This window comes from Brevundimonas sp. (genome assembly GCF_041648615.1).
GTDB lineage: Bacteria > Pseudomonadota > Alphaproteobacteria > Caulobacterales > Caulobacteraceae > Brevundimonas.
Map to the genome: position 1 here is coordinate 1 of NZ_JBAZOS010000011.1, position 22,806 is coordinate 22,806.

Sequence of the window (22,806 nt, forward strand, 5' to 3'; positions counted from 1 at the left end):
TCGAAACTAAGCCCGGGCGGGCAGGAGCGGCCAGGCTCCTGGGCTCCTCCGTTTCAACCCGGAGGACAGTCCCTGCGCGCGCCGGAAGGGGGAGCAACCCGTCCTCCAGCGCGGCCGGTTCCGCCGCCCGCCGCCGAAAGGCGACGCGCGGCGTCCCGCAACGATCACATCCCGCCGCACGTGATTGGCCCTGGCGCCAGACGCCCTCCCCCGCGACGGGATGAGCAGTATTGTAAGGGGGGCGCCAGCTACGGCTGGCAGATGACGCTACTTTTTGTGTGATCTCATTGTACATCAATGAGTTAGTAAAGCAGAGTCGTCTGGTTGGCGGGGAATCTCTGGCGCCGCCGAGACGGAGGGGGCGACGCCGGCGGGGCCGGTGGATCGCTGATCCCGTCGCACCGAGTCGCCCCGTCCACCCCCCGCGCGAAGGGCGCGGGCGGTCCCCCTCCCCACGGAGTGGGGAGGAGACGGCCTCGCCGCCCTGTCAGGACCGGGGCGCGGGCGCAGCGTCGGAGGGGGTGGCGGGGGTGGGGCCGGCGGCGTCGGCGGCCGCCTGGCAGCCCTGACCGGCGTAGAGGCCGTTCAGATAGTACCAGCGGTGACGAACGGCGGCGACCATGGCCTCCTTGCGCTCGCGCTCGGGCCGCGTCAGCGCGTCGGCGCCGGCCATGACGAGGCCCGCGCCCGGAATGACCAGGGCCGCGCCGGCCTGGGCGACGCCGCCGACGGCGCTGAGAAAGCCGGCGCCCGGGGCCCCGCCGAGTTGCTGGCTGAGCCCAGCGGCCTCTTCGGAAATCTGCGGACAGGTCAGGGCGGTGTCGCTGGCCTGCATGACCTCGATGGGCCCGTCGGCCGGGGCCGCAGCCTCCTGGGCGGTGGCGGGCTGGACGACGCCCACGGACAGGGCGGCGACCGCGGTCAGGATACGGATGTTCATCTACTCAACCCTCAAAGCCCCGCAGGAGAACGGCTGCGGAGGGCGGGGGTTGCGTTCTCCCTCCCCTTCATGGGGAGGGACGGCGAGGCGTCAGCCGAGCCCGGGTGGGGAAGTTTGAAACTGGCGCGGTTCGCGGCCGGGCCTGCCTACCCCACCCCGATCGCTTCGCGATCGACCCTCCCCATGAAGGGGAGGGAGAAGCGCAGTCAGGCCCTGACGGCCCGCGTGGCCTCGACCCCCAGCGCCTGGAGGGCGGCGGCGGCGATGTGTTCGGCGTTGAGGCCCGCCGTGGCGTACATCGCGACCGGATTGTCCTGGTCCTGGAAGACGTCAGGCAGGCACAGGGTGCGGATCTTCAGGCCGGCGTCGAGCGCGCCCTTCTGAGCCAGCAGCTGGAGCACGAAGGCGCCGAAGCCGCCCATGGCCCCCTCCTCCACCGTGATCAGGCATTCATGCTCGCGGGCGAGGCGCAGGATCAGGTCGGCGTCCAGCGGCTTGGCGAAGCGGGCGTCGGCCACCGTGGCCGAGACGCCGCGGGCGGCCAGGGCGTCGGCGGCCTTGAGAGACTCCTGCAGGCGGGTGCCGAGGGACAGGATGGCGACGGTCGTGCCTTCGCGGACGATGCGGCCCTTGCCGATCTCGAGCGGGGCGGCGAGTTCCGGAATCTCGACCCCGACGCCGTCGCCGCGCGGATAGCGGAAGGCGGAGGGGCGGTCGTCGATCTCGAGGCTGGTGGCGATCATGGCGGCCAGTTCGGCCTCGTCGGCGGCGGCCATCAGCACCATGCCGGGAAGCGCGCCCATAAAGCCGATGTCGAAACTGCCCGCGTGGGTGGCCCCGTCGGCGCCGACCAGGCCGGCGCGGTCCATGGCGAAACGGACCGGCAGGGACTGGATGGCGACGTCGTGGACGACCTGGTCGTAGCCGCGCTGGAGGAAGGTCGAATAGATGGCGCAGACCGGCTTCATCCCGTCGGCGGCGAGGCCGGCGGCGAAGGTGACGGCGTGCTGTTCGGCGATGCCGACGTCATAGGTGCGGGTCGGATAGGCCTGTCCGAACAGGTCCAGACCTGTGCCCGAGGGCATGGCGGCCGTGATGGCGACGATGGCGGGATCCAGGGCCGCGCGCTTGATCAGCTCGGTCCCGAACACCTTGGTGTAGCTGGGGGCGTTGGAGACGGACTTCGACTGTTTGCCCGAGACGACGTCGAACTTGACCACGGCGTGCAGCTTGTCGGCGCTGCTTTCGGCGGGGGCGTAGCCCTTGCCCTTCTGGGTCACGACATGAACCACCACCGGGCGGTCGGTGATGGCGGCGGCGTTTTTCAGAATGGGGACGAGGTTGTCGAGGTCATGCCCGTCGACCGGGCCGATATAGTAGAAGCCCAGCTCCTCGAAGAAGGTGCCGCCGACGATCATGCCGCGGGCGTATTCCTCGGCCTTGCGCGCCGCGTCGCGGAACGGGCGCGGCATGTGCTCGGCGACCTTTTTGCCGAGACGCCGGAAGTTCTGATAGGCGCCGCCCGAGACCTGTTTGGCCAGATAGGCGCTCATGCCGCCGACGGGCGGGGCGATCGACATGTCGTTGTCGTTGAGGACGACCATCAGCTGGCCATGGGTCGTCTCGGCGGCGTTGTTCATGGCCTCATAGGCCATGCCGGCGGACATGGAGCCGTCGCCGATGACGGCCACGACGCGGTTCTTTTCGCCCTTCTGGTCGCGGGCGGCGGCGAAGCCGAGGGCGGCGCTGATCGAGGTCGAGGCGTGGGCGGCGCCGAAGGGGTCGTATTCGCTCTCGGAGCGTTTGGTGAAGCCGGAGAGGCCGCCGGGCTGGCGCAGGGTGCGGATGCGGTCGCGGCGGCCGGTGAGAATCTTGTGCGGATAGCACTGGTGGCCGACGTCCCAGATCAGGATGTCCTTCGGCGTCTCGAGAATGTGGTGCAGGGCCACGGTCAGTTCGACCACGCCGAGGCCGGCGCCGAGGTGGCCGCCGGTCGTCGAGACGGCGTCGATGGTCTCGGTCCGCAGTTCGTCAGCCAGTTGTTTCAGCTGGGGAATGTCGAAGCCCCGCGTGTCGGCGGGGAACTGAACCTGGTCGAGGAGCGGGGTATCGGGCATGCGCGCGTTTTGAACCTAAGCCTTTGGTCTTCCAACACGCTGTAGCGCATTTCGCTGCGGTGCGGATCGAGGTGATCTGAAAATTCGATGCAGGAGCGGTGCAGGCCGGGCCCGGATCAGGACCGGCGTTGCAGGACGTAGTCCACACTGGCCTTGAGGATTTCGGCGTCGGGACCGAAGACGTCGAGGTGGGCGCGGGCCTGGTCGGCGAGGTGCGCGACGCGGTGTCGCGCCGCCTCCACCCCCAGCAGGGTGACGAAATTGGTCTTGCCCTGGGCCGCGTCCTTGTTGGCCGCCTTGCCGAGGATGTCCTCGTCGCCCTCGACGTCGAGCAGGTCGTCGACAATCTGGTAGGCCAGGCCGATGTCGTGGGCGAAGCTGGTCAGGGCCTGACGCTGGGCCTCGCGGGCCCGGGCGATGATCAGGGGAATCTCGAAGGCGTAGGTGAACAGGGCCCCGGTCTTGAGCCGCTGCATGCGGGCGACGCCGCCGAGGTCGTCGCGCACGCCCAGCAGGTCGATCATCTGGCCGCCGGCCATGCCGCGCGCGCCGCTGGCCAGCGACAGCCGGGCCGCCAGCTCGCAGCGGATCTCGGCGTCGTCGTGGGTGTCGGGGTGCAGCAGGATGTCGAAGGCGGCGGTCTGGAGGGCGTCGCCGGCGAGGACGGCGGTGGCCTCGTCATAGGCCTTGTGCACCGTGGGACGGCCGCGGCGCATGTCGTCGTCGTCCATGCAGGGCAGGTCGTCGTGGACCAGGCTGTAGGCGTGGACGCATTCGAGGGCGCAGGCGGCGCGCAGCACCGGCCGCTCCTCGATGTCGAACAGATTGGCGGCCTCGAGGGCGAAGAAGGGGCGCAGGCGCTTGCCCGGGCCGAGGGCGGCGTAGCGCATGGCCTCGGTCAGGCGCGATTCCGGGCCGCTGGCGCGGGGCAGCAGCTCGTCGAGGGCGACGGTGACCAGGTCGGCGATCTCGGCGACGCGGTCGACCACGCCCTGTTCGGGAGAGTTGGCGGCCGGGGCCTGGGGCGGATGGAGGGTCAGAACAGCCTCCCGCCGATCTCGACCTCGCGGTCGACGCCGACCAGGACGACCTCGCCCTGCGCGTCGGGGAAGCCCAGGGTCAGGACCTCGGACATGAAGGGGCCGATCTGGCGCGGCGGGAAGTTGACCACGGCGGCGACCTTGCGGCCGACCAGCTCCTCGCGGGTGTAGTGGACGGTGATCTGGGCCGAGGACTTTTTCACGCCGACGTCGGGGCCGAAGTCGATGGTCAGCTTGTACGCCGGCTTGCGGGCCTCGGGGAACGGGTCGGCGGTCAGGACCCGGCCGACGCGGACGTCGACCTTCAGGAAGTCGTCGAAGGCGATCGGGGCGGCCGGGGCCGGCATCAGCTGAACTCGGCGGGTTCGACGCCTTTCGCCTGGCCATCGGGGCCGACGACGATCTTCTCGACGCGGAGCTGGGCGGCCTTGAGGCGGTTCTCGCAATGGGCCTTGAGACGCGCGCCCTCCTCGTAGAGGGCGATCGATTCCTCGAGGGGCGCCTGGCCGGACTCGAGTTTGGACACGATGGCCTCGAGACGCTGCAGGGCGTCCTCGAAGCTGAGATCGGCGGGAATGGCGGCGGCGTCAGTCATGGCAGCCGACCCTAGAGGGGGCGGCGGCGCGTCTCAAGCGGCGAGCGGACTTTACTGGTTCGGGACGCGGCGCGCCGAGACGATGTGGATGCGGGGATCCAGCATCTGGCCGCGCATGAAGCCCTCGCCCTCGGTCGGGGATTTGGGCGCGGCCAGGATCCGGCGGACCACCTCCATGCCCTCGACCACGCGGCCGAAGACGGCGAAGCCGGGGTCGCCCGGGGCGGACTGGCCCGCGTCCAGCGAACTGACGTCGCCGACGATGATGAAGAAGTCGCCGGTCGCCGTGCCGGGATCGAAACGGGCCATGGAGAGGGCGCCGTCGGTGTGGGTGAGGCCGGTTTCGCTGGTCGGTTCATGGGCGATGGGCGGCAGGACCTTGTCCGCCGCGCCGCTGGTTCCGCCCTGGATCAGGCCGGCGGCGGGGCTGAGCACCATGCCGCGGTAGAAGGCGGTCCCATCGAACCGGCCTTCGTCGACATAGCGCAGGAAGTTGGCGGAGGTGACGGGCGCGCGGGGGTCGGTCTCGGCGAGGATGGTTCCGGCGCTGGTCTCGATGGCGACGCGGACGCCGGGGGCGGGCGCCGGCGGCCGGACGGGGTCCTGGGGAGCAGCATGGGCGGACACCGGTCCCGGCGTCATGGCGGCGAGACAGAGGCAGAGCCAGGATAGCAGAAGCCGTCGAATCATCGCGCGCTCCGTCGGTCAGTCGACAATGAACAGCCGGCAGCCGGTCCGGGTCGATGACCGATGCGGTGCGTCGCCGAAATCCGAAACCTGATAGCTCATGCCGGCGGTCAGTCTGAAGGTCCGGCCGTCGCCGAGCGCGGTCTCCAGCTCGCCGTCGAGGACCAACAGGACGTGGCCCCGATCGCACCAGTGGTCGGCCAGATAGCCTGGCGAATACTCCACCATTCTCACGCGCAGGTCGCCGGCGGCGAAGGTGCGCCAGAAGGCCACCCCGGTCTCGCCTGCGTGCTCGGTTTGAACCACTGTCGACCAGTCGGTAAGAGAGAAGGCGAGGTCGGGAAACTTCATCGGCCGGTCAGCGCTTCTCGTAGCGGCGCTGGGACCAGTATTTGAAGCCCTGGTTGTGCACCAGGGCCCAGCCGTCGGCGCGAAGGCGGCGGCCGACCATGTGGTTGAAATAGCCGTGGGCGAGGACCAGCACGTCCTGACCGCTCTCGGCCCGGGCGATCAGGGCCCGGGCGGCGGCCTCGGAACGGGCCTCGGCCTGGGCGCGGGTCTCCTGACCCTCGTGATGATTGAAGGCGTGCCACCAGATGCGCGCGACCACGCCCCAGTATTTGGGCGGCAGCTTGAACCACGACGGAAAATGCGGCGGCGGCAGCGGGGCCTCGATGAACAGGGCGTCCGACATGACCTCGCGTCCGGCCGAGATGGCGGCGGCCGTCTCCTGGGCGCGCGGGCGGGTCGAGGCGTAGATGGCGCCGGCGCCCTCGGCCGTGGCCAGCAGTTCGGGCGGCGGGGTCTGGCCGGCGCGCAGGCCGCCGACTTCGTATCTGGCCCACCAGTCGCGGTACTGGTCGGAGGTCAGCAGGCATTTGCGCGACAGGGCCGGTTCGCCGTGGCGGGCGAGGATGATGGCGCCGGGCCGCACCGAAACCAGGGCCGCGCGGGGCGGCTGGGGCGTCACGGGAATCGGCAGGTCTGCCATCAATGAGTCTCGGGCGGGGGCGGGCATGATTTGCGGAGGATAAGCCTTTGGCGAACCGTCCTTATTCCTCCCCCAAGGCCTGAACGTGAGCGACCGCGGAACGGCCCAGCCCCTCAAGGTCGTAACCCCCCTCGAGCGAGGCTGCAACCTTGCCGCCGCAACACGAACGCGCGACCTCGAGAACGGCGCGGGTGGCCCAGGCGAAATCGTCCGCCTCCAGACTTTGATGCGCCAGCGGATCGCGGCGGTGGGCGTCGAAGCCGGCGGAGATCAGGATCAGGTCGGGATTGAAGGCGTGCAGGGCCGGCATCAGGCCGCCCGAGAAAGTCGCGCGCCAGGCCTCGCGGGCCGCGTGGGGCGGAACCGGGGCGTTGACGATGTTGCCGACGCCGGTCTCGGAGGCGGCGCCCGTGCCGGGATATAGGGGCGCCTGGTGGATCGAGCCGAGGAACAGGCTGGCGTCGGTCTCGAAGGCGGCCTGGGTGCCGTTGCCGTGGTGGACGTCGAAATCGATCACGGCGACGCGGGCCAGACCCTCGGCCTGGGCCACGCGGGCGGCGACGGCGACGTTGGAGAACAGGCAGAAGCCCATGGCCCTATCCGGTTCGGCATGATGGCCGGGCGGACGGACGGCGGCGAAGGCGCGGTCGATCTCCCCCCGGGCGATCGCCCGGACGGCGTCGACGATCGCGCCGGCGGCCAGGCGGGCGGCGCGGATGCTGCCGGGCGACAGGACCGTGTCGGCGTCCAGCGGGTTCAGGCCGGCGGCGGGCGAGGCGTGCAGCAGGCGGGCGACGTAGTCGGCGGGGTGGAGGCGTTCGAGATCGACGACGGCGGCCTCGGTCGCGGCGCGGCGGTCGAGGGACAGGCCGGAATCGTCGAGAGCGTCCAGCACGGCTTTCAGGCGCTCGGGGCGTTCGGGGTGACCGAGGCCGGGGCGGTGCTCGATCATGTCGGGGTGGGTGAAGAGGGCGACGCTCATCGTGGGGAGGATAGGAGCGGGCGCGAGGCTTGTCGCGGGTGACGTCACCTCGCCATTCGCGTCAGGCGAATGGGGCGGTGAAGGTGACGGCCGGCGTGACTGTGTGTAGTGCGGAGCCATGACCGAAGCCGTGATCCGCCCCGCTGTTGACGCCGACGCCCAAGCCCTCGGCGTGCTGGGGCGCCAGACCTTCGTCGACACCTTCGTGGACGGGTTCGCCATCCCCTACCCGGCCGACGACCTGAAGGCGTTTCTGGACGTCAGTTTCAGCGCCGACACGATCCGGTCGAAGCTGAAGGAGCCCGGCGCGGCCTGGTGGGTGGCGGAGCGCGACGGCGAGCTGCTGGCCTTCGCCAACACGGGTCCCAACACCCTGCCCCATCCCGAGGCCCGCCCGAGCCACGCCGAGCTGCGGCGGCTGTATGTGTCGAAGGCGGCGCAGGGGCTGGGACTGGGGACGAAACTGCTGGCCGTGGCCCTGGACTGGATGGAGGCGAACACCGACGGGCCGCTGTGGATCGGCGTCTGGAGCGGGAACCTGAAGGCGCAGAAGCTGTATGCGGCTTACGGTTTCGGAAAGGCCGGCGAGTACCAGTATCCGGTCGGTCGCTGGCTGGATGACGAGTTCATCTTGCGGCGCGGCTGAGCCAGGCTCAGGTTAGGCCAATGCTCCTGCCCTTCTTCACCGCCCTGAGAGACGCGCGGGTGCCCGTGTCGATGAAGGAATGGCTTCATCTGATGGAGGCCATGGATCGCGATGTGGCGGGGCGGAAGGTCGATGACTTCTACCATCTGTCGCGGGCCGTGCTGGTCAAGGACGAGAAACACTACGACCGGTTCGATCAGGTCTTCGGCAAGGTCTTCGCCGGGATCGAGACCGTCGGCGCGGGCGAGGAGCCGGCGCTGGACGTGCCCGAGGACTGGCTGAAGCTGCTCAACGAAAAATACCTGACCGACGAGGAGAAGGCGCAGATCGAGGCGCTGGGCGGGTTCGACAAGCTGATGGAGACGCTGAAACAGCGTCTGGACGAGCAGAAGGGCCGGCACGAGGGCGGGTCAAAATGGATCGGCACCGGCGGGACCAGCCCGTTCGGCCACGGCGGCTACAATCCCGAGGGGGTGCGCGTCGGCGGGCCGGGCAAGCAGGGCCGGGCGGTCAAGGTCTGGGAGAAGCGCGAGTACCGCAATCTCGACGACCAGGTCGAACTGGGCACGCGCAACATCAAGGTCGCCCTGCGCCGTCTGCGCCGGTTCGCGCGGCAGGGGGCGGCGGACGAGCTGGACATGGACGCCACCATCGACGGCACGGCGCGGCAGGGCTGGCTGGACATCCACATGCGTCCCGAGCGGCGCAATACGATCAAGGTCCTGCTGTTCCTCGACATCGGCGGGTCGATGGATGCCCATGTGAAGATGTGCGAGGAGCTGTTCTCGGCCGCGAAGACCGAGTTCAAACACCTCGAATTCTTCTACTTCCACAACTGCCTCTACGAGGGGGTGTGGAAGGACAACCGGCGTCGGCACGAGCAGAAGATCCCGACCTGGGAGGTGCTGAACAAATACCCCGGCGACTGGCGCGCCATCTTCGTCGGCGACGCCACCATGAGCCCCTATGAGGTCACCATGCCGGGCGGCTCGGTCGAGCACTGGAACGAGGAGGCCGGCGCCGTCTGGATGAAGCGGGCCACCCAGCAGTGGGACAAGGTCGCCTGGCTGAACCCGTCGCCCGAGCGGTACTGGAGCTATTCCGCCTCGGTCGGGATGGTGCGCGAACTGGTGGACGAGCGGATGTATCCGCTGACGCTGGAAGGGCTGGAGAAGGCGATGCGGGCGCTGGCCAAATAGGCTAGGATCGACGCGGTTTCCGGGAGAGTTCCGCCATGCTCGCCATCGTCTTCGCCGTCATGCTGCAACAGGCCGCGACGTCCGGGCAGGTCGTCTGGGAGGCGCCGCCGCCTCCGCCGGCGGCCGCCCCGGTCGAAATTCCGGCCATCCCCGACAGCGCCCGCGCCGACCCCTATGGCTATGAGCGGGCCGAGTGCAGCCCGCTGATCCGCAAGTCGACGGAGACGCTTCAGGCCTGTCAGGCGCGGGTGCGCTTCGCCCTGGCGGCCAACCTCGGCGACGCCCTCCCGCCCGGCCTGGCTCCGGCCGGCGCGCCCGACGAATGCCGGCAGGAGGCGGCGGGCGACCGCTACGCCCTGCAGTGCGGCGCGCCGGACCGGCCGGCGCGGCCGCTGGTCACGCCCCAGGAGCAGACCTGTGAATCCCGTCCTCGCGCGCGGCCCGAAGGCGGGGTGGCGTGGACCGAGGAATGCCGGCCCGCCGACGGTCGGGCCCCGACCCAGGAAGGTCTGAGAATCCGGCTCCGCGGCGACTAACGCGGCGACCAGCATTGTGCTCTTGTCATCCCGGACGCCGCGAAGCGGTGATCCGGGAGAGAACGCGCCCCAATTGAAATCTCCCGGAAATCGCAGCGCGATTGTCCGGGAGACAGGCAGCCAGCGCGCCGCAACCCTGACCCGTCTCCCGGATAGCTGCTTCGCAGCTTCCGGGAGGATCAACCAGGTGAGAAGCCGGCGTCCCGGATCGCCGCTTCGCGGCGTCCGGGATGACAAGGTTTGGGTCTGCTACTTGTCGCCGCGCAGGGTGTCCTTGAGGCCGCCGACGGCGTTCTGGACCTTGCCTTCGACCTGATCGGCGCGGCCTTCAGCCTTCAGTTTTTCGTCGCCGGTGACCTTGCCGGCGGCTTCCTTGACCTTGCCGCCCATGTTCTTGGCGGCGCCTTCGATGCGATCGTGATCAGCCATGGGAGTCTCTCCTGACAGGACGCAGCCGAGGCGACCGCGCTTCAACATAGGGAGCGGCTGGGTGCGGGCGGCGTTCCGTATGGCTCAGCTAGGCATGACGCCGCAGCCAGACCGTCACGGCCCAGGCGTGGGCGTCGTGACGGAGTTGCGCGGCCGCCGTGTGGGGATGCAGCCAGACCAGTTCGTGATCGGCCTCGACCTTGGCGGCGGGATCCAGCGACAGCCGTTCCGCGATCCAGAAGCCGCCGTGGTTGTTGATCGGGGCCCCGTCGGACTTGCGGAAATACTGGGCGGCCCCGGCGATGCGGACGAAGGGCCGGACCGACATGCCGGTTTCCTCGACGAATTCGCGGACCAGGGCCTGTTCCTCGGTCTCGTCGCCGTCGACGGCGCCGCCGGGCAGGTCGAAATAGCTGCCCTCGCCCCGGTCGACGCGGACGCAGGCCAGTTTCGCGTCATGGAACACCAGGCCGAACGCCGTGGGGCGCGGGGCGTAGTCCAGGCCGGGATCGCGATGTCCGAATTGCAGCATGGACGCCTAACGCGTTCGGGCCGTTAAAGATCGAAGGCGAGACGGGCGCGGACGCCGCGATGCTCGCCGTCGTATTCGACCGCCGAGCGCAGGCCCGAGGCCATGGCGGTGATGATCTTGCCGCCCAGGCCCGTGCCCTTGGCCTTGCCGTCGCCGAGGCCGGGGCCGTCGTCCTCGACCGTCAGCAGGGCGCGGCCGTTGGCGTCGGGCGCGAGGATGACCCGGATCTCGCCGCCCTGGCCGGGGCCATAGGCGTATTTGACGGCGTTGGTGACCAGTTCGGTGACGACGACGCCCAGCGACACGGCCTGATCGGTGGACACGCGCATGGGCGCGGCGCTCAGGGTGATGGTGGGCGAGGAATCGCCGGGGCCGACGGACTTGCCCAGTTCGTCGATCAGCCCTTCCAGATATTCGTCCATGGCCACCGAGGACATGTCGCCCGAGGTGTAGAGCCGGCGGTGGACGTGGGCCACGGCCTCGATCCGGGCCTGGGATTCCTTGAGCGCGGCGCGGGCGCCCTCGTCGACGAGGTGGCGCAGTTGCAGCGACATGAAGCTGGACACCAGCTGCAGCGAATTGCCGACGCGGTGGTTGACCTCGCGCAGCATGGCCTCGGCGCGGTCGCGGGCGAGGCGAACCTCTTCCTGGGCCTCGTCGTTCTCGCGCTGCAGCCGGCGGCGCGACACGGCCTCCTCCAGCGCGTTGCGCAGCAGGGTGGTGAAGTCCTCGGACACGTCCTTGATGACATAGTCGGCGGCGCCGGCGCGCAGGGCGGCGACGGCGATGCGGCCCTCCTGGGCCCCGGTGACATAGACGACGGGCGGCGGGTTCGGGAGGGCGATGATCTCGGGCAGGACGTCCAGACCCTCGCGGCCCGGCATGTAGTGATCGAGGGCGACGACATCGAAATCGGCGGCGCGGGCGGCGAGAATCTCCAGACCCGCGTCTCCGTTGGAGGCGCAGGCGACGGCGAAGCCGTGGCGGGCCAGCTCCTTCTCGACCAGCCGCGACAGGCCGCGGTCATCGTCGATATAGAGCAGGCGGATGACCTGTCCCTCGGGCCTCACCTGGGCGCTCACTCGATGTCCGGGGCCTGCATGACGGACAGGAACAGCCCCAGCTGGCGGATGGCGCCGGCGAAGCTTTCATAGTCGACCGGCTTGGTGATGTAGACGTTGCAGCCGAGGTCGTAGCAGCGCTGGATTTCGGTCTTGTCGTCGGTGGTGGTCAGGACCACGACCGGCGCGCGCTTCAGGCGCTCGTCGCTCTTGACCCGCTCGAGGATGTCGGTGCCCGACATGTCCGGCAGGTTCAGGTCCAGCAGGATCAGCATCGGCCCGTTCAGCCGCACCTCCTCGCTGAACAGATAATCCATGGCCGAGCCGCCGTCGGCGAAATGGGCGATGTCGTTGGCGATATTGGCGCGCCGGATGTTCTTCTCGATCAGCTTGGCGTGGCCGAGATCGTCCTCGACCATCACGATTTTCACGGCAGTGCTCATCAGTAGTCTCCGGCGTCCGCGAGGACGAGGCGTGTGGGGAATTTCAGTATGAATGTCGAGCCCTTTCCAAGCTCTGACTCGACGGTGATGTCGCCGCCCAGGCGGCGCACGCTGTTGCGCACGAAGGCCAGGCCGAGGCCTTCGCCCGCCCGGTCCTGACGTCCGGAGCGGCGGAACAGCTCGAAGATGCGTTCGTGGTCGCGTTCGGAAATGCCGCGGCCGTTGTCGGCGACGCGATACTCGATCCAGCCGCCCGGGACCGCCCGTCCCGAGACGACGATGCGGCCCGGACGCGACGGTTCGAGGTATTTGACGGCGTTGTCGATCAGATTGCCCAGCACCTGCTCCATCGACAGCCGGTCGCTTTCGACCGTCGGCAGCGGCTCGACGACGATCTCGGCGTCAGAGGCGTCGGTCTGGTGCCGGACGCTGTCGGCGACGCCCTGGGCCATGGCGGTCATGTCGAGTGGTTCGGGAACCAGGTTGCGGCGGCCCTCGCGCGAGAGCTTGAGGATCGCATTGATCAGCCGGTCCATCTTTTCGGTCGAGGCGCGGATGAAGCCGATGGATTCGGGCAGGTCCTCGCGCACCGCGGTCAGGGCGTCCTGCTCGACGAGTTTGGGCGCCCTGGTCTCCACCGCCGTCATCTGACGGTCGATGACCCTGCCCGCCTGCTCCAGCTCGGAGGTGAAGCCCATGACATTGACGAGGGGCGCGCGCAGATCGTGGCTGACGATATAGGCGAAGCGCTGGATCTCCTCATTGGCGCGGGTCAGTTCGAAGGTGCGGTCGCGGACCTTGGCCTCGAGCCCGGCGTTCATGGCGTCGAGGGCGTCGCGGGCCTGCTGGATTTCCAGCACATAGCGCCGGATCAGCCAGGCGCTGACGCCCGCGAGGGCGAGGATCAGCAGGCCCGCGAGGGTGTTGATCACAACCGTGACGCTCGAGGCCCATTCGGTCTGGCGCGTGCTGAACTGAAGGCGGGTCGCCTGCACCTCCTCGATGGCGGCGGCTTCGACGCGCATCTGGTCCATCAGGCGTTTGCCCGAACCGTCCCGGATCACCTCGACGGCGTCCGCCACCCGCCCCATCCGGCCGAGGGCGATGGTACGGTCGATCACGTCAAGACGCTGCCGGGTCAGGAGTTGAAGGCGCTCGACACGCGGCGCCAGGTCCGGGTCGCCCGCCGTCAGCCGCGCCAGTTCGCTCACCTTTTCGGGCAGCAGGGCCGCGCTCTGCGTATAGGGCTCAAGATATCCGGCCTGACCGGTCAGCAGGAAGCCGCGCTGGCCCGTTTCAGCGTCCACCGAGAGGGTCAGCACCTCTCGGGCCGCCAGCTGGATGCGGTGGCCCTGTTCGACCCTGTCGTTGAAGTCGGCGGTCCGCTGCAGCATCACGAAGACGGCGATGTTGACGATCAGCAGCAGGGCGATGGCCCCCGTCAGCAGGGCGACCACGGACCGGCTGAGCGACGGCGTGCGCAGGAAGCGGCCAAGGGCCAGAAGCGTGGGACGCAGCGCCGGGATCATCGGGCGCGAGCATTAGCGGCGCGTTCGGCCCTGTCCAGTCGCGTCCCGGGAGAAATCCTGCCCCTTGTGACGATTTAAGGTAAAGGTGCGTTCGTCAGGATCGGGGGACAACGACATGGTCTGGTGGTGGTGGATCGTTCCGGCGGTCGTCGGGCTGATCGGCGGCGTCCTGTTGATCAAGGGCGTGAGCGCCCTGTTCAGGGGCCGGATCTTCAGCGGCTTCCTGGTCGGCGCCGGCGGCGCGGGCTTCATGGCGGCGGCGGTCATCGCCTCCCTGCTGGCCCTGGACATCCAGACCTGGGGCCGGCTGACCTATGAGCGGCCGGTCGCCACGATCCAGACCCGTCAGCTGGGTCCGCAGTATTTCGAGGCCACAGTGATCCAGCCCGACCGCGGCGAGCACGCCCCCGCGGTGACCAATCTCTATCCGCTGCACGGCGACGAATGGCGCATCGAGGCCCAGGTGCTGAAGTGGAAGCCGTGGGCCAATGTGCTGGGTCTGGATACGCAGTACCGGCTGGACCGGCTGTCGGGTCGCTACGCCTCGGTCGAACAGGAAATCAACGCCACGCGCAGCGTGCATCCCCTGTCCGGGGGCGATGCGTCGGTCACCTGGCTGCCGTGGAAGATCAGCACCTGGGACACGGCGCGGCGCTACCGGCGCTATGTCGACGCGGTCGACACCCTGTATGGCGGCGGCGCCTATATGCCGATGGCCGACGGCGCGAAATACGAGGTCTGGATCACCCAGTCCGGACTGGTCGCGCGTCCGGCCAATGACGCGGCGCGGGCGGCGTCGGCGGGGGGATGGGTGGAGGTGCGGTAGCCAATCTCCTCCCCATCTGGCGATGGGGAGGAGACAGGCTAGACCGTGCCGATGGTCCGCAGCCGCGCCCGCGGGTGGACCTCGTTCTGGCTCATGACCACGGTCTGGCCGCGGAAGCGTTCGATGATCGAGCGGACATAGGGGCGGATCTGCGGGCCGGTCAGCAGGACCGCGGTCTCGCCGGCCATGGCGGCGCGCTCGAAGACGTCGCGGACGGCGCGGATGAAGTCCTGCAGCCGTGAGGGCGCCATGGCCAGCTGGCGGTCCTCGCCCTGACCGACGAGGGCGTCGGCGAAGGCCTGCTCCCATTCCGGCGACAGGGTGACGATGGGCAGGGCCCCGTCGTCGCCCTTGTGCTGCCAGCACAGCTGGCGGGCGAGGCGGCCGCGGACGTGTTCGACCAGGGTGGTGACGGAGCTGGTGTGCGGCGCGGCCTCGGCCAGACCCTCGAGGATGGCGCCGAGGTCGCGGATCGAGACCTTCTCGCGCAGCAGGGTCTGGAGCACGCGTTGCAGGGTGGTGACGGTGACGACCGAGGGGATCAGTTCATCGACCAGCTTCTTCTCCTCGGTCCCCAGCTCCTTCAGCAGCTTCTGCACCTCGGCGTAGGAGAGCAGGTCGGCCATGTTCTCCTTGAGGATTTCGGTCAGGTGGGTGGTCAGCACCGTCGACGGATCGACGATGGTGTAGCCGCGGAAGGTGGCCTCCTCGCGCAGGCTCTCGTCGATCCAGGTGGCGGGCAGGCCGAACGCGGGCTCGCGCGTATGTTCGCCGGGCAGTTCGACCTGACGGCCGGCCGGGTCCATGGCCATCAGGGAGCCGAGACGGACCTCGCCCTGCCCGGCTTCCATCTCCTTGATGCGGATGGCGTAGCCCTGGGTGCCGAGGCGCATGTTGTCGAGGATGCGGACCGACGGCATGACGAAGCCGTACTCCTGGGCCAGTGAACGACGCAGGGCGCGGACCTGATCGGTCAGGCGGCGGCCTTCGAGGTCGTTGATCAGGGACAGCAGGGAATAGCCCAGCTCGATCTTGACCTCGTCGATGGTCAGGGCGGTGCCGATGGGCTCCTCGACCTCCTCGCGCGGACCCGAGGCGGTGGCGGCCATCTCGGCCTCGGTGGGCTTGGGCTTCAGCCGTTCGCGGCCCAGCTTCCACGCCATGAAGCCGGCGCCGATGGACAGGGCGGCGAAGGGCAGCAGCGGCATGCCGGGGATCAGGCCGATCAGGCCCGCGGCGCCCGAGACGACGCCCAGGCTGACGGGGTTGGTGGCCAGCTGGGCGACCAGGGCCTTGTCGGCGGTGCCCTCGACGCCCGCCTTGGAGACGAGGAAGCCGGCGGCGATGGAGATGACGATGGCCGGAACCTGGGTCACCAGACCGTCGCCGATGGTCAGGGCCACATAGGTGTCGGCCGCTTCCCCGATCGGCAGGCCGTGCTGGATCGTGCCGATCAGAATGCCGCCGATGGCGTTGATGAAGACGATGATCAGGCCGGCCACGGCGTCGCCGCGGACGAATTTCGAGGCGCCGTCCATGGCCCCGAAGAAGGTCGATTCCTGCTCCAGCTCCTTGCGGCGCAGCTTGGCCTGGTCCTCGGTGATCAGGCCGGACGACAGGTCGGCGTCGATGGCCATCTGCTTGCCCGGCATGGAGTCCAGGGTGAAGCGGGCCGAGACCTCGGCGATGCGGGTCGAGCCCTTGGTGATGACGACGAAGTTCACCACCAGGATGATGGCGAAGATGATGATGCCGATGATGAAGCTGCCGCCCATCATCAGAGCCCCGAAGGACTGGATCACCTGACCGGCGGCGCCGTGGCCCTCGTGACCGTGGGTCAGGACCAGACGGGTCGAGGCCAGATTCAGCCCGAGGCGGAACAGGGTGGTGACCAGCAGCACGGTCGGGAAGATGGCGAAGTCCAGCGGCCGCTTCATCATCACGGCCGTCATCAGGATCAGCACGGACGAGACCAGCGAGATGGCCAGCAGCAGATCCAGCAGGAATTTCGGCACCGGCAGGATGAGCAGCAGGATCACGCCGATGACGCCGATGGCCATGGCCACCTCGCCGCGCGCGACCCAGCCCAGCATGTCGCGGCCGGTCGGACGGGCGTAGCCGTCCTTCATCATCACCGAGGCGGGGACGTCCGTCATGCGCGACCGAGGGCGGTCAGGGCCATACGGGTCGCGGCCGCGATCACGGCCTCGTGGCGGGCCGCGGGGCCGGCGGCCGCCGCATGATAATAGGCGGCGATGATCACGGGCGCTCCAGCCGGGGGATAGAGGACTCCGATGTCATTGGTCGGCCCGTAGCCGCCGGTGCCCGTCTTGTGGGCCACCGTCCAGTCGGCGGGAACGCCTGCCCTGATCCGGGCCAGGCCGGTGGGGCTGTCGGTCATCCAGCGCAGCAGGAGCGCCTTGTGCGGTGTCGACAGCGGCGCGTCGCCTTCGATCAGCAGGCGATGGATGTTGGCCGCCGACCGCAGGGGCGTGATGGTGTCCTTGTCGCCGTCAAGCCGGTTCATCTCGGGTTCGAACCGGTCCACCGTGGTGCTCTCGTCGCCGAGCGAGCGATAGAAGGCCCGCATGGGCGCGATGCCGCCCATGGCCTTGAGCAACAGGTTGGCGGCGGGGTTGTCACTGACCTCGACCGCGCCCTTCATCAGGGCTTCGACGCTCAGCGAGCCGCCGACCGCCGGCTCCGTCACCGGGGCGTGGTTGATCATGTCCGCGGCCGTGACCGGGATCTGACGGTCCAGCCGTTCCTGACCCGCCTGCACCCGCAGGAAGGTGGCCGCGGCGAGGTACATCTTGAATGTGGAGCAGTAGACGAACCGTTCTTCGCCGCGCCACGCCAGCCTGCGGCCAGAGCCGGTATCGTGAGCAAGAAAGCCCAGTCGGCCGCCGTTGTCCCGCTCCAGTCCGGAGAGGTCCAGGGGATCCGGCGTCGTCGCGGCGGCCTGCGGCGCCTCGGGTTCGGCGGCGCCCACGCAGCCGGCGACGCCCAGCGCGCCGAGGCCGGTCAGAACGCTTCTGCGGTCCGTTCCCCCGGTCATGCTCAGGCGGCCGCGTAGCCGACGGCGGCGACGCCCGACTGCGGGGCGATGATCTGGACGCCCTCGTCGGCGTATTCGTTCAGCTTGTTGCGCAGGGTGCGGATCGAGATGCCGAGGATGGTGGCCGCATGGGTGCGGTTGCCGAGGCAGTGCGACAGGGTGTCGAGGATCAGGGTCTTTTCCATCTGCGCCACGGTCTGGCCGACGTGGGCCCGGGTGACGGCGTCGGCGGTCTGGGCGGCGCGGGCGGCGGGATCGTTGTACGCGGCGGCCCCGTGCGAGCCGGCGCTGAGCGGCTGGCCGTCCGGCAGGCGGATGGCGTCGACGTCGATCTCGGGCCCGACCGCCAGCAGCACCGCGCGATGCATGGCGTTTTCCAGCTCGCGGACGTTGCCGTTCCAGCGATGCGAGACCAGGGCGCGTCTGGCGTCCACCGAGATCGGCCGGACCGGCACGCCGTTGGCGGCGGCGTATTTCTTGACGAAGTGATCGGCCAGAACCGCGATGTCGCCCGGACGCTCGCGCAGGGCGGGCAGGCGCAGGTTGACGACGTTCAGGCGGTACAGCAGGTCTTCGCGGAAGCTCCCCTCGCTGACCGCGCGGGCCAGGTCGCGGTTCGAGGTGGCGATGATGCGGATGTTGACCGGCACCGGCTTCGTCCCGCCGACGCGGTCGATGACGCGTTCCTGAATGGCGCGCAGCAGCTTGGCCTGCAGGCGCACGTCCATCTCGGAGATCTCATCCAGCAGCAGTGTGCCGCCGTCGGCCTCCTCGAACTTGCCGATGCGGCGGGCCATGGCCCCGGTGAACGCGCCCTTCTCGTGCCCGAACAGTTCGGATTCCAGCAGGTTGTCCGGGATGGCGGCGCAGTTGACGCTGATGAACGGCCGGTCGGCGCGTTTCGAGCCGGAGTGGAGGTAACGGGCCATCACCTCCTTGCCGACGCCGCTTTCGCCGGTGATCAGGATCGAGGCTTCCGATCGCGCGACCTGGTCGGCCAGCATGACCACCGCCTTCATCGACGGATCGGCCGAGATCAGCGGACGGTCGTCATCGGCGACGGCGGACAGGACGGCCGCGATCAGATCGGCTTCCGGCGGAAGCGGGATGAACTCCTTGGCCCCGGCGCGGATGGCGTTGGCCGCGTCGGTCGCGTCGGCGTCGACGCCGCAGGCCACCACCGGCACATGGATGCGTTCGGCCTCATTGGCCGCGATCAGGGCGGCGATGTCGATGCGGTAGTCGACCATCAGCAGGTCGGCCCCTTGCCCGCGACGCAGCTGTTCCGTCGCCTGATCGCCGCGCTCGACGTGGCTGACCTTGGCGCCGTGCGCCATGGCCATCTTCACCGCCGTCGCCAGCTGTCCGCTGAGTTTGCCAACCACCAGAAGCCGCATGGGTCTTCTCCTTCAATCTCTACCAAGCCTCGCCGATCAGGCGTTGCTGTCTTCCGTCTTGATGATTTCCGTCATGGTCACGCCCAGCCGGTCCTCGACGACGACGACCTCGCCGCGGGCGACCAGCCGGTTGTTGACGAAGATGTCGATGGCCTCGCCGACCTTGCGATCCAGCTGCAGCACCGATCCGCGGTTCAGCTTCAGCAACTGGGCCACCGACATGTGGGCCTTGCCCAGCACGGCCGAAATATTGACCGGCACGTCGAAGACCGGCGCCAGATCGCTGGCCGTCTTGTCGGTCGCGTCGTCGTTGACGGTGATCGCGGTGGAGTCCGGAAACTCCTCAAGGGACATGGTGTCGGACGCCATTACGGCCTCTCTTCCAGCGGGGTTTCAGGGGTCAGGGTTTCGGCGTGGCCGGCTTCGGCGGCCAGGGCCGAATGCAGGGCCTCGCCGATGCGGACGAAGGCGTCAGCGGGGTCGAAGGCGGCGCGGCCGTCGGCCCATTCCAGCTGGAAGGCCGCCGCCGGCATCATCGGCTCATTGCGGAAGGCGACGACCCCCGAGAAGCCGGCGTCGGTGCACAGCTGTTCGATGCGGGCGCGGGTCGCGTCGTCCAGATCCCCGGTCCGGATGACGAGGCGGGGCGAGGCGTCGACTTCCTGACCAAGCGCCTCCAGCGCCGCCTGAAGGGGCGCGGCGGGGAAGCGGTCGAGAGCCGAGGCGGCGACGACGCGGGCGGCCGCCAGGGCCAGTTCGGCGGACTGTTCGCGATGGGCGTGCGCCACCTGGGTCAGGGCCGGGATGGCGGCGTCCAGGGCCTGGGCGATGGCGGACAGGGCCATGGCCTGCAGGTTCTCGCTTTCGGCCAGGGCTTCGGTCCGGGCCTCGAGCCGGCCCTGGGCGACCAGGGCCTCGACCTCGAGCGGGGCGTAGGACCGCTTCGCCGGACGGTATGACGAGGCGTGGACCACCACGCCGGAGGCGTCGAACTCGGTGTCGAAGGAGAAGGGGGTGCTGAGCGGCTGATGGGTCATGTCAGTAGATCAGCTCGTCGTCGCCGCCCTGGCCCACCAGCATGATCTCGCCCTTGGCGGCGAGATCCTTGGCGACCTGGACCATGGCCATCTGGGCCTGATCGACGTCCTTGAGGCGGACGGGGCCCATCGAATCCATGTCCTCGCGCATGATCTTGGAGGCGCGCTCGGACATGTTGGAGAAGAACAGCTCGCGCAGGGATTCCGACGACCCCTTCAGCGCCAGGCCCAGCGAATCCTTCTCGACCGCGCGCAGCAGGGTCTGGATGCCGCCCGGGTCCAGCTTGGCCAGGTCCTCGAACACGAACATCAGGGCGCGGATCCGCTCGGCCGCCTCGCGGTTGCGCTCTTCCAGGGCGCCGATGAAGCGGGCCTCGGTCTGGCGGTCGAAGCTGTTGAAGATGTCGGCCATCATCTCGTGGCTGTCGCGCTTCGAGGTGCGGGCCAGGTTGGACATGAATTCGGTGCGCAGCGTCTGCTCGATCTTGTCGAGGATCTCGCGCTGCACCGGCTCCATGCGCAGCATCCGCTGGACGCATTCGAGGGCGAAGTCCTCGGGCAGGCTGGTCAGGACGCGGGCGGCGTGGTCCGGCTTGATCTTGGACAGGACCACCGCGACGGTCTGGGGGTATTCGTTCTTCAGATAGTTGGCGAGGACGGCCTCGTTCACATTGCCGAGCTTGTCCCACATGGTCCGGCCGGCGGGGCCGCGGATTTCCTCCATCAGGCCTTCGACGCGGTCGGAGGGCATGAAGGAGGCCAGCAGGCGCTGGGTCTGTTCGAAACTGCCCATGACCGAGCCCGAGCCGCTCATGCCCGAGACGAACTCGACCATCAGCTCCTCGACGACGGCGGAGCTGACCGTGCCCAGGCTGGCCATGGCCTGGGAGATTTCCTTGATCTCCTCGTCGTCCAGGCTCTGCCACAGGCGAGTGTGGTCCTCGCCCAGGGACAGCAGGATGACGGCGGCCTTTTCAGCTCCCGTCAGCTTCCTGGCGTCCTCGACGGCCGGCTTCTTGGAGATGTTGCGGGCCGCCATCAGCCTTCGTGCACCCAGCTGCGCAGGATCGAGGTCGCGTCCTCAGGGTGTTTTTCGACGAAGTCGGCGACCTTCTTGACCGACGAAGCCTTCACCTGACCCTCGATGCGGGCGATGTCGAGCCGCTGCTCCATCTCGGACGGCGGGCCGGTGAGCTGCTGCATCGGCCCGCCCCCGCCCGTCATCGTCGTGGTCTGCAAGCTGGTGACCCCGCCGCCGCCCGGCAGGGCGCCGGCCAGCTGCATCGCGCCGCTTCCACCCCCGCCCGACGCCGACTTCAACAGCGGGCGCAGGACGAAGAAGATCAGCAGCACGCCGGTGATCAGCAGGACCAGCAGCTCCACGCCGCGCATCAGGTCGTTCTTGGTGAAGTCGAACAGGGAGGATTTGGCCTCCTCGCCGCCGACCACGGCCAGGTCGCGGTTGAAGCGGGCGTTCAACACCTCGATCTTGTCGCCCCGCGTCGCGTCGATGCCGACGGCGGCGGAGACGAGGGCCTTGATCTGTTCGATCTCGGCGGGCGTGCGGGCGGCGTAGGTCGGGGCGGCGCCGTTGGCGCCCGGGGTCCATTTGCCGTCGACGGCGACCGAGACGGCCAGGCGTTTGATCTCGCCGGCTTCCTTCACCGTCGTCGTGGTGGTGTTGGAGATTTCGTAGTTGGTGGTCTCGGTGTTGGCGGTGTCGCGCGAGCCGGCCGCGCCCGTCGCCGGAGCCGCGCCGCCGGGAATGTTGTTCGTCGCCGTGGCGCCGCCGTCCGCCGTCGGCGTCGTGTCGCTGGACTCCGTGCCGTTGGTCGAGGTCGAGCGCACCACCTGGCCGTCCGGATCGTAGCGCAGTTCCTGGGTGGTCGAGCGGCTGTGGTCGATGTCGGCCGTGACCTGCACCCGCGCGGCGCCGACGCCGACGACGCCCTCGACGATGTCCTTGATGCGGGCCTGCAGCCGGGCCTCGGTGGTCTCCTGGGCGTCCTGGGCCGAGGCGGCGCTGAAGCCCTCGGCGTCCGAGCCGGCCGCCAGGGTGCGGTTGGAGGTGTCGGTCAGGGTGACCTTCTCGGGCTTCAGGTTCGGCACCGACGAGGCGACGACGTTGCGGATGGCCTGGACCTGGGCGGCCGCCAGCTGGCCGCCGGTCACGCCGACCACGATGGCGGCGGTCGGGGCGGCGGCTTCGGACTGGAACAGTTCGCGCTGCGGCAGGGCGATCATGACGCGGGCGGAGTTGATGCCGCGCATGCTCATGATGGTGCGGGACAGCTCGCCCTCGAGCGCACGCTTGGCGTTGAGGTTCTGCTGGAACTCGGTCTGGCCGAGCACCGACTGGTTGTCGAAGATCTCGTAGCCGACGCTGCCCGAGGTCACGAGGCCCTTGCCGGCCACCAGCATGCGGGCCTCGCCCACCTCGTCGCGGCTGACGAAGATGGTCGAGCCGTCGCCCTTGGAAGAATATTTGATGCCGGCGCCGTCCAGGGCGGTGGTGACCTCGGAGGCCTCGCGCAGGTCGAGGTTTGAATACAGCAGGGCGTCCGGGGCCTGGCCGATGCGGAGCATGACGGCGACCAGGACGGCCGCGACGCCGGCGGCGACGCCCAGCACCACGGTCAGCCGACCGATCCCGAATCTCTGCAATGCCGCCGTGAAGCCGCCCACGCGTCCCGCCCCGATTACTCACGGGTACCAATCGGGGCCCGCCAGGCAGAAAATGCCGGGCGCATGGTAAATGGGG

The 22,806-nt window shown here is 69.1% G+C and carries 25 protein-coding genes; 4 read left to right on the forward strand and 21 right to left on the reverse strand.

Features of this window, described 5'->3' with window-relative positions; genetic code table 11:
- Window positions 1-487: 487 nt before the first annotated feature.
- The 9 genes from WC555_RS06215 to WC555_RS06255 form a co-directional block, all read right to left on the reverse strand.
- Window positions 488-940 carry a hypothetical protein gene (locus tag WC555_RS06215; protein ID WP_373252165.1) on the reverse strand — a complete coding sequence of 151 codons (453 nt, stop codon included), beginning with the start codon at window positions 938-940 and terminating at the stop codon, window positions 488-490.
- A 206-nt stretch (window positions 941-1,146) separates the two neighbouring features.
- On the reverse strand, window positions 1,147-3,057 hold the full coding sequence (gene dxs / locus WC555_RS06220) for a 1-deoxy-D-xylulose-5-phosphate synthase (protein ID WP_373252166.1): 1,911 nt from the start codon (window positions 3,055-3,057) through the stop codon (window positions 1,147-1,149).
- Window positions 3,058-3,173: 116 nt separating this feature from the next.
- Complete coding sequence (locus WC555_RS06225) at window positions 3,174-4,046, reverse strand: polyprenyl synthetase family protein (protein ID WP_373252169.1); 873 nt, start codon at window positions 4,044-4,046, stop codon at window positions 3,174-3,176.
- Between the two features lie 47 nt (window positions 4,047-4,093).
- On the reverse strand, window positions 4,094-4,444 hold the full coding sequence (locus WC555_RS06230) for a tRNA-binding protein (protein ID WP_373252171.1): 351 nt from the start codon (window positions 4,442-4,444) through the stop codon (window positions 4,094-4,096).
- Window positions 4,444-4,692, reverse strand: coding sequence for an exodeoxyribonuclease VII small subunit (locus WC555_RS06235; protein WP_373252173.1), 249 nt, complete (start codon window positions 4,690-4,692; stop codon window positions 4,444-4,446). Before WC555_RS06235 ends, WC555_RS06230 begins: the two co-directional genes overlap by 1 nt.
- Window positions 4,693-4,743: 51 nt before the next feature.
- Entirely contained in the window at window positions 4,744-5,382 is a 639-nt protein-coding gene (locus WC555_RS06240; RefSeq protein WP_373252176.1) for a peptidylprolyl isomerase, read from the reverse strand.
- A gap of 15 nt (window positions 5,383-5,397) precedes the next feature.
- Window positions 5,398-5,730: a DHCW motif cupin fold protein gene (locus tag WC555_RS06245; RefSeq protein WP_373252178.1), complete on the reverse strand. Its 333-nt coding sequence runs from the start codon at window positions 5,728-5,730 to the stop codon at window positions 5,398-5,400.
- 7 nt (window positions 5,731-5,737) lie between these two features.
- On the reverse strand, window positions 5,738-6,370 hold the full coding sequence (locus WC555_RS06250) for a histidine phosphatase family protein (RefSeq protein WP_373252180.1): 633 nt from the start codon (window positions 6,368-6,370) through the stop codon (window positions 5,738-5,740).
- A 61-nt stretch (window positions 6,371-6,431) separates the two neighbouring features.
- Window positions 6,432-7,352 carry a histone deacetylase family protein gene (locus WC555_RS06255; protein ID WP_373252182.1) on the reverse strand — a complete coding sequence of 307 codons (921 nt, stop codon included), beginning with the start codon at window positions 7,350-7,352 and terminating at the stop codon, window positions 6,432-6,434.
- Between the two features lie 118 nt (window positions 7,353-7,470).
- Here WC555_RS06255 and WC555_RS06260 point away from each other — a divergent pair, with 118 nt between their 5' ends.
- Genes WC555_RS06260 through WC555_RS06270 form a run of 3 tightly spaced genes read left to right on the forward strand, consistent with a single transcriptional unit; the run spans window position 7,471 to window position 9,733 of the window.
- Window positions 7,471-7,998, forward strand: a complete 528-nt coding sequence (locus tag WC555_RS06260) for an N-acetyltransferase family protein (protein ID WP_373252183.1) — start codon at window positions 7,471-7,473, stop codon at window positions 7,996-7,998.
- 20 nt (window positions 7,999-8,018) lie between these two features.
- On the forward strand, window positions 8,019-9,197 hold the full coding sequence (locus WC555_RS06265) for a VWA domain-containing protein (RefSeq protein WP_373252186.1): 1,179 nt from the start codon (window positions 8,019-8,021) through the stop codon (window positions 9,195-9,197).
- 35 nt (window positions 9,198-9,232) lie between these two features.
- Window positions 9,233-9,733: a hypothetical protein gene (locus WC555_RS06270; RefSeq protein WP_373252188.1), complete on the forward strand. Its 501-nt coding sequence runs from the start codon at window positions 9,233-9,235 to the stop codon at window positions 9,731-9,733.
- Between the two features lie 249 nt (window positions 9,734-9,982).
- On the opposite strand, the gene WC555_RS06275 is transcribed toward WC555_RS06270, so the two are convergent.
- From WC555_RS06275 to WC555_RS06295, 5 genes are all read right to left on the reverse strand, one after another.
- Window positions 9,983-10,162, reverse strand: a complete 180-nt coding sequence (locus WC555_RS06275; RefSeq protein ID WP_300468783.1) for a CsbD family protein — start codon at window positions 10,160-10,162, stop codon at window positions 9,983-9,985.
- An 88-nt stretch (window positions 10,163-10,250) separates the two neighbouring features.
- Window positions 10,251-10,694 (reverse strand): NUDIX domain-containing protein, encoded by a 444-nt coding sequence (locus tag WC555_RS06280; RefSeq protein WP_373252190.1) that lies wholly within the window; start codon window positions 10,692-10,694, stop codon window positions 10,251-10,253.
- 23 nt (window positions 10,695-10,717) lie between these two features.
- Window positions 10,718-11,776 (reverse strand): sensor histidine kinase, encoded by a 1,059-nt coding sequence (locus tag WC555_RS06285; protein ID WP_373252193.1) that lies wholly within the window; start codon window positions 11,774-11,776, stop codon window positions 10,718-10,720.
- Window positions 11,773-12,198, reverse strand: a complete 426-nt coding sequence (locus WC555_RS06290; RefSeq protein ID WP_373252196.1) for a response regulator — start codon at window positions 12,196-12,198, stop codon at window positions 11,773-11,775. Before WC555_RS06290 ends, WC555_RS06285 begins: the two co-directional genes overlap by 4 nt.
- The gene (locus WC555_RS06295) at window positions 12,198-13,727 is read right to left on the reverse strand and encodes a CHASE3 domain-containing protein (RefSeq protein ID WP_373252198.1); all 1,530 of its coding nucleotides are present in this window, start codon (window positions 13,725-13,727) and stop codon (window positions 12,198-12,200) included. The genes WC555_RS06290 and WC555_RS06295 overlap by 1 nt, the downstream gene beginning before the upstream one ends.
- An 85-nt stretch (window positions 13,728-13,812) precedes the next feature.
- Between WC555_RS06295 and WC555_RS06300 the strand changes: the two genes are divergently transcribed.
- Window positions 13,813-14,553 (forward strand): hypothetical protein, encoded by a 741-nt coding sequence (locus WC555_RS06300; protein ID WP_373252199.1) that lies wholly within the window; start codon window positions 13,813-13,815, stop codon window positions 14,551-14,553.
- Between the two features lie 38 nt (window positions 14,554-14,591).
- Here WC555_RS06300 and flhA read toward each other — a convergent pair whose 3' ends face one another.
- Genes flhA through fliF form a run of 7 tightly spaced genes read right to left on the reverse strand, consistent with a single transcriptional unit; the run spans window position 14,592 to window position 22,730 of the window.
- Window positions 14,592-16,685, reverse strand: a complete 2,094-nt coding sequence (gene flhA, locus WC555_RS06305) for a flagellar biosynthesis protein FlhA (protein ID WP_373252306.1) — start codon at window positions 16,683-16,685, stop codon at window positions 14,592-14,594.
- A gap of 20 nt (window positions 16,686-16,705) precedes the next feature.
- On the reverse strand, window positions 16,706-17,611 hold the full coding sequence (bla, locus tag WC555_RS06310) for a class A beta-lactamase (RefSeq protein WP_373252201.1): 906 nt from the start codon (window positions 17,609-17,611) through the stop codon (window positions 16,706-16,708).
- Between the two features lie 2 nt (window positions 17,612-17,613).
- Window positions 17,614-19,008 (reverse strand): sigma-54-dependent transcriptional regulator, encoded by a 1,395-nt coding sequence (locus WC555_RS06315; RefSeq protein ID WP_373252204.1) that lies wholly within the window; start codon window positions 19,006-19,008, stop codon window positions 17,614-17,616.
- 36 nt (window positions 19,009-19,044) lie between these two features.
- Window positions 19,045-19,377, reverse strand: coding sequence for a flagellar motor switch protein FliN (gene fliN / locus WC555_RS06320; protein WP_300468803.1), 333 nt, complete (start codon window positions 19,375-19,377; stop codon window positions 19,045-19,047).
- Window positions 19,377-20,045 (reverse strand): flagellar assembly protein FlbE, encoded by a 669-nt coding sequence (locus tag WC555_RS06325; protein ID WP_373252206.1) that lies wholly within the window; start codon window positions 20,043-20,045, stop codon window positions 19,377-19,379. Before WC555_RS06325 ends, fliN begins: the two co-directional genes overlap by 1 nt.
- A 1-nt stretch (window position 20,046) precedes the next feature.
- Complete coding sequence (gene fliG, locus WC555_RS06330; protein WP_373252308.1) at window positions 20,047-21,069, reverse strand: flagellar motor switch protein FliG; 1,023 nt, start codon at window positions 21,067-21,069, stop codon at window positions 20,047-20,049.
- A 14-nt stretch (window positions 21,070-21,083) separates the two neighbouring features.
- Window positions 21,084-22,730, reverse strand: a complete 1,647-nt coding sequence (gene fliF, locus WC555_RS06335; RefSeq protein ID WP_373252209.1) for a flagellar basal-body MS-ring/collar protein FliF — start codon at window positions 22,728-22,730, stop codon at window positions 21,084-21,086.
- Window positions 22,731-22,806 lie beyond the last annotated feature (76 nt).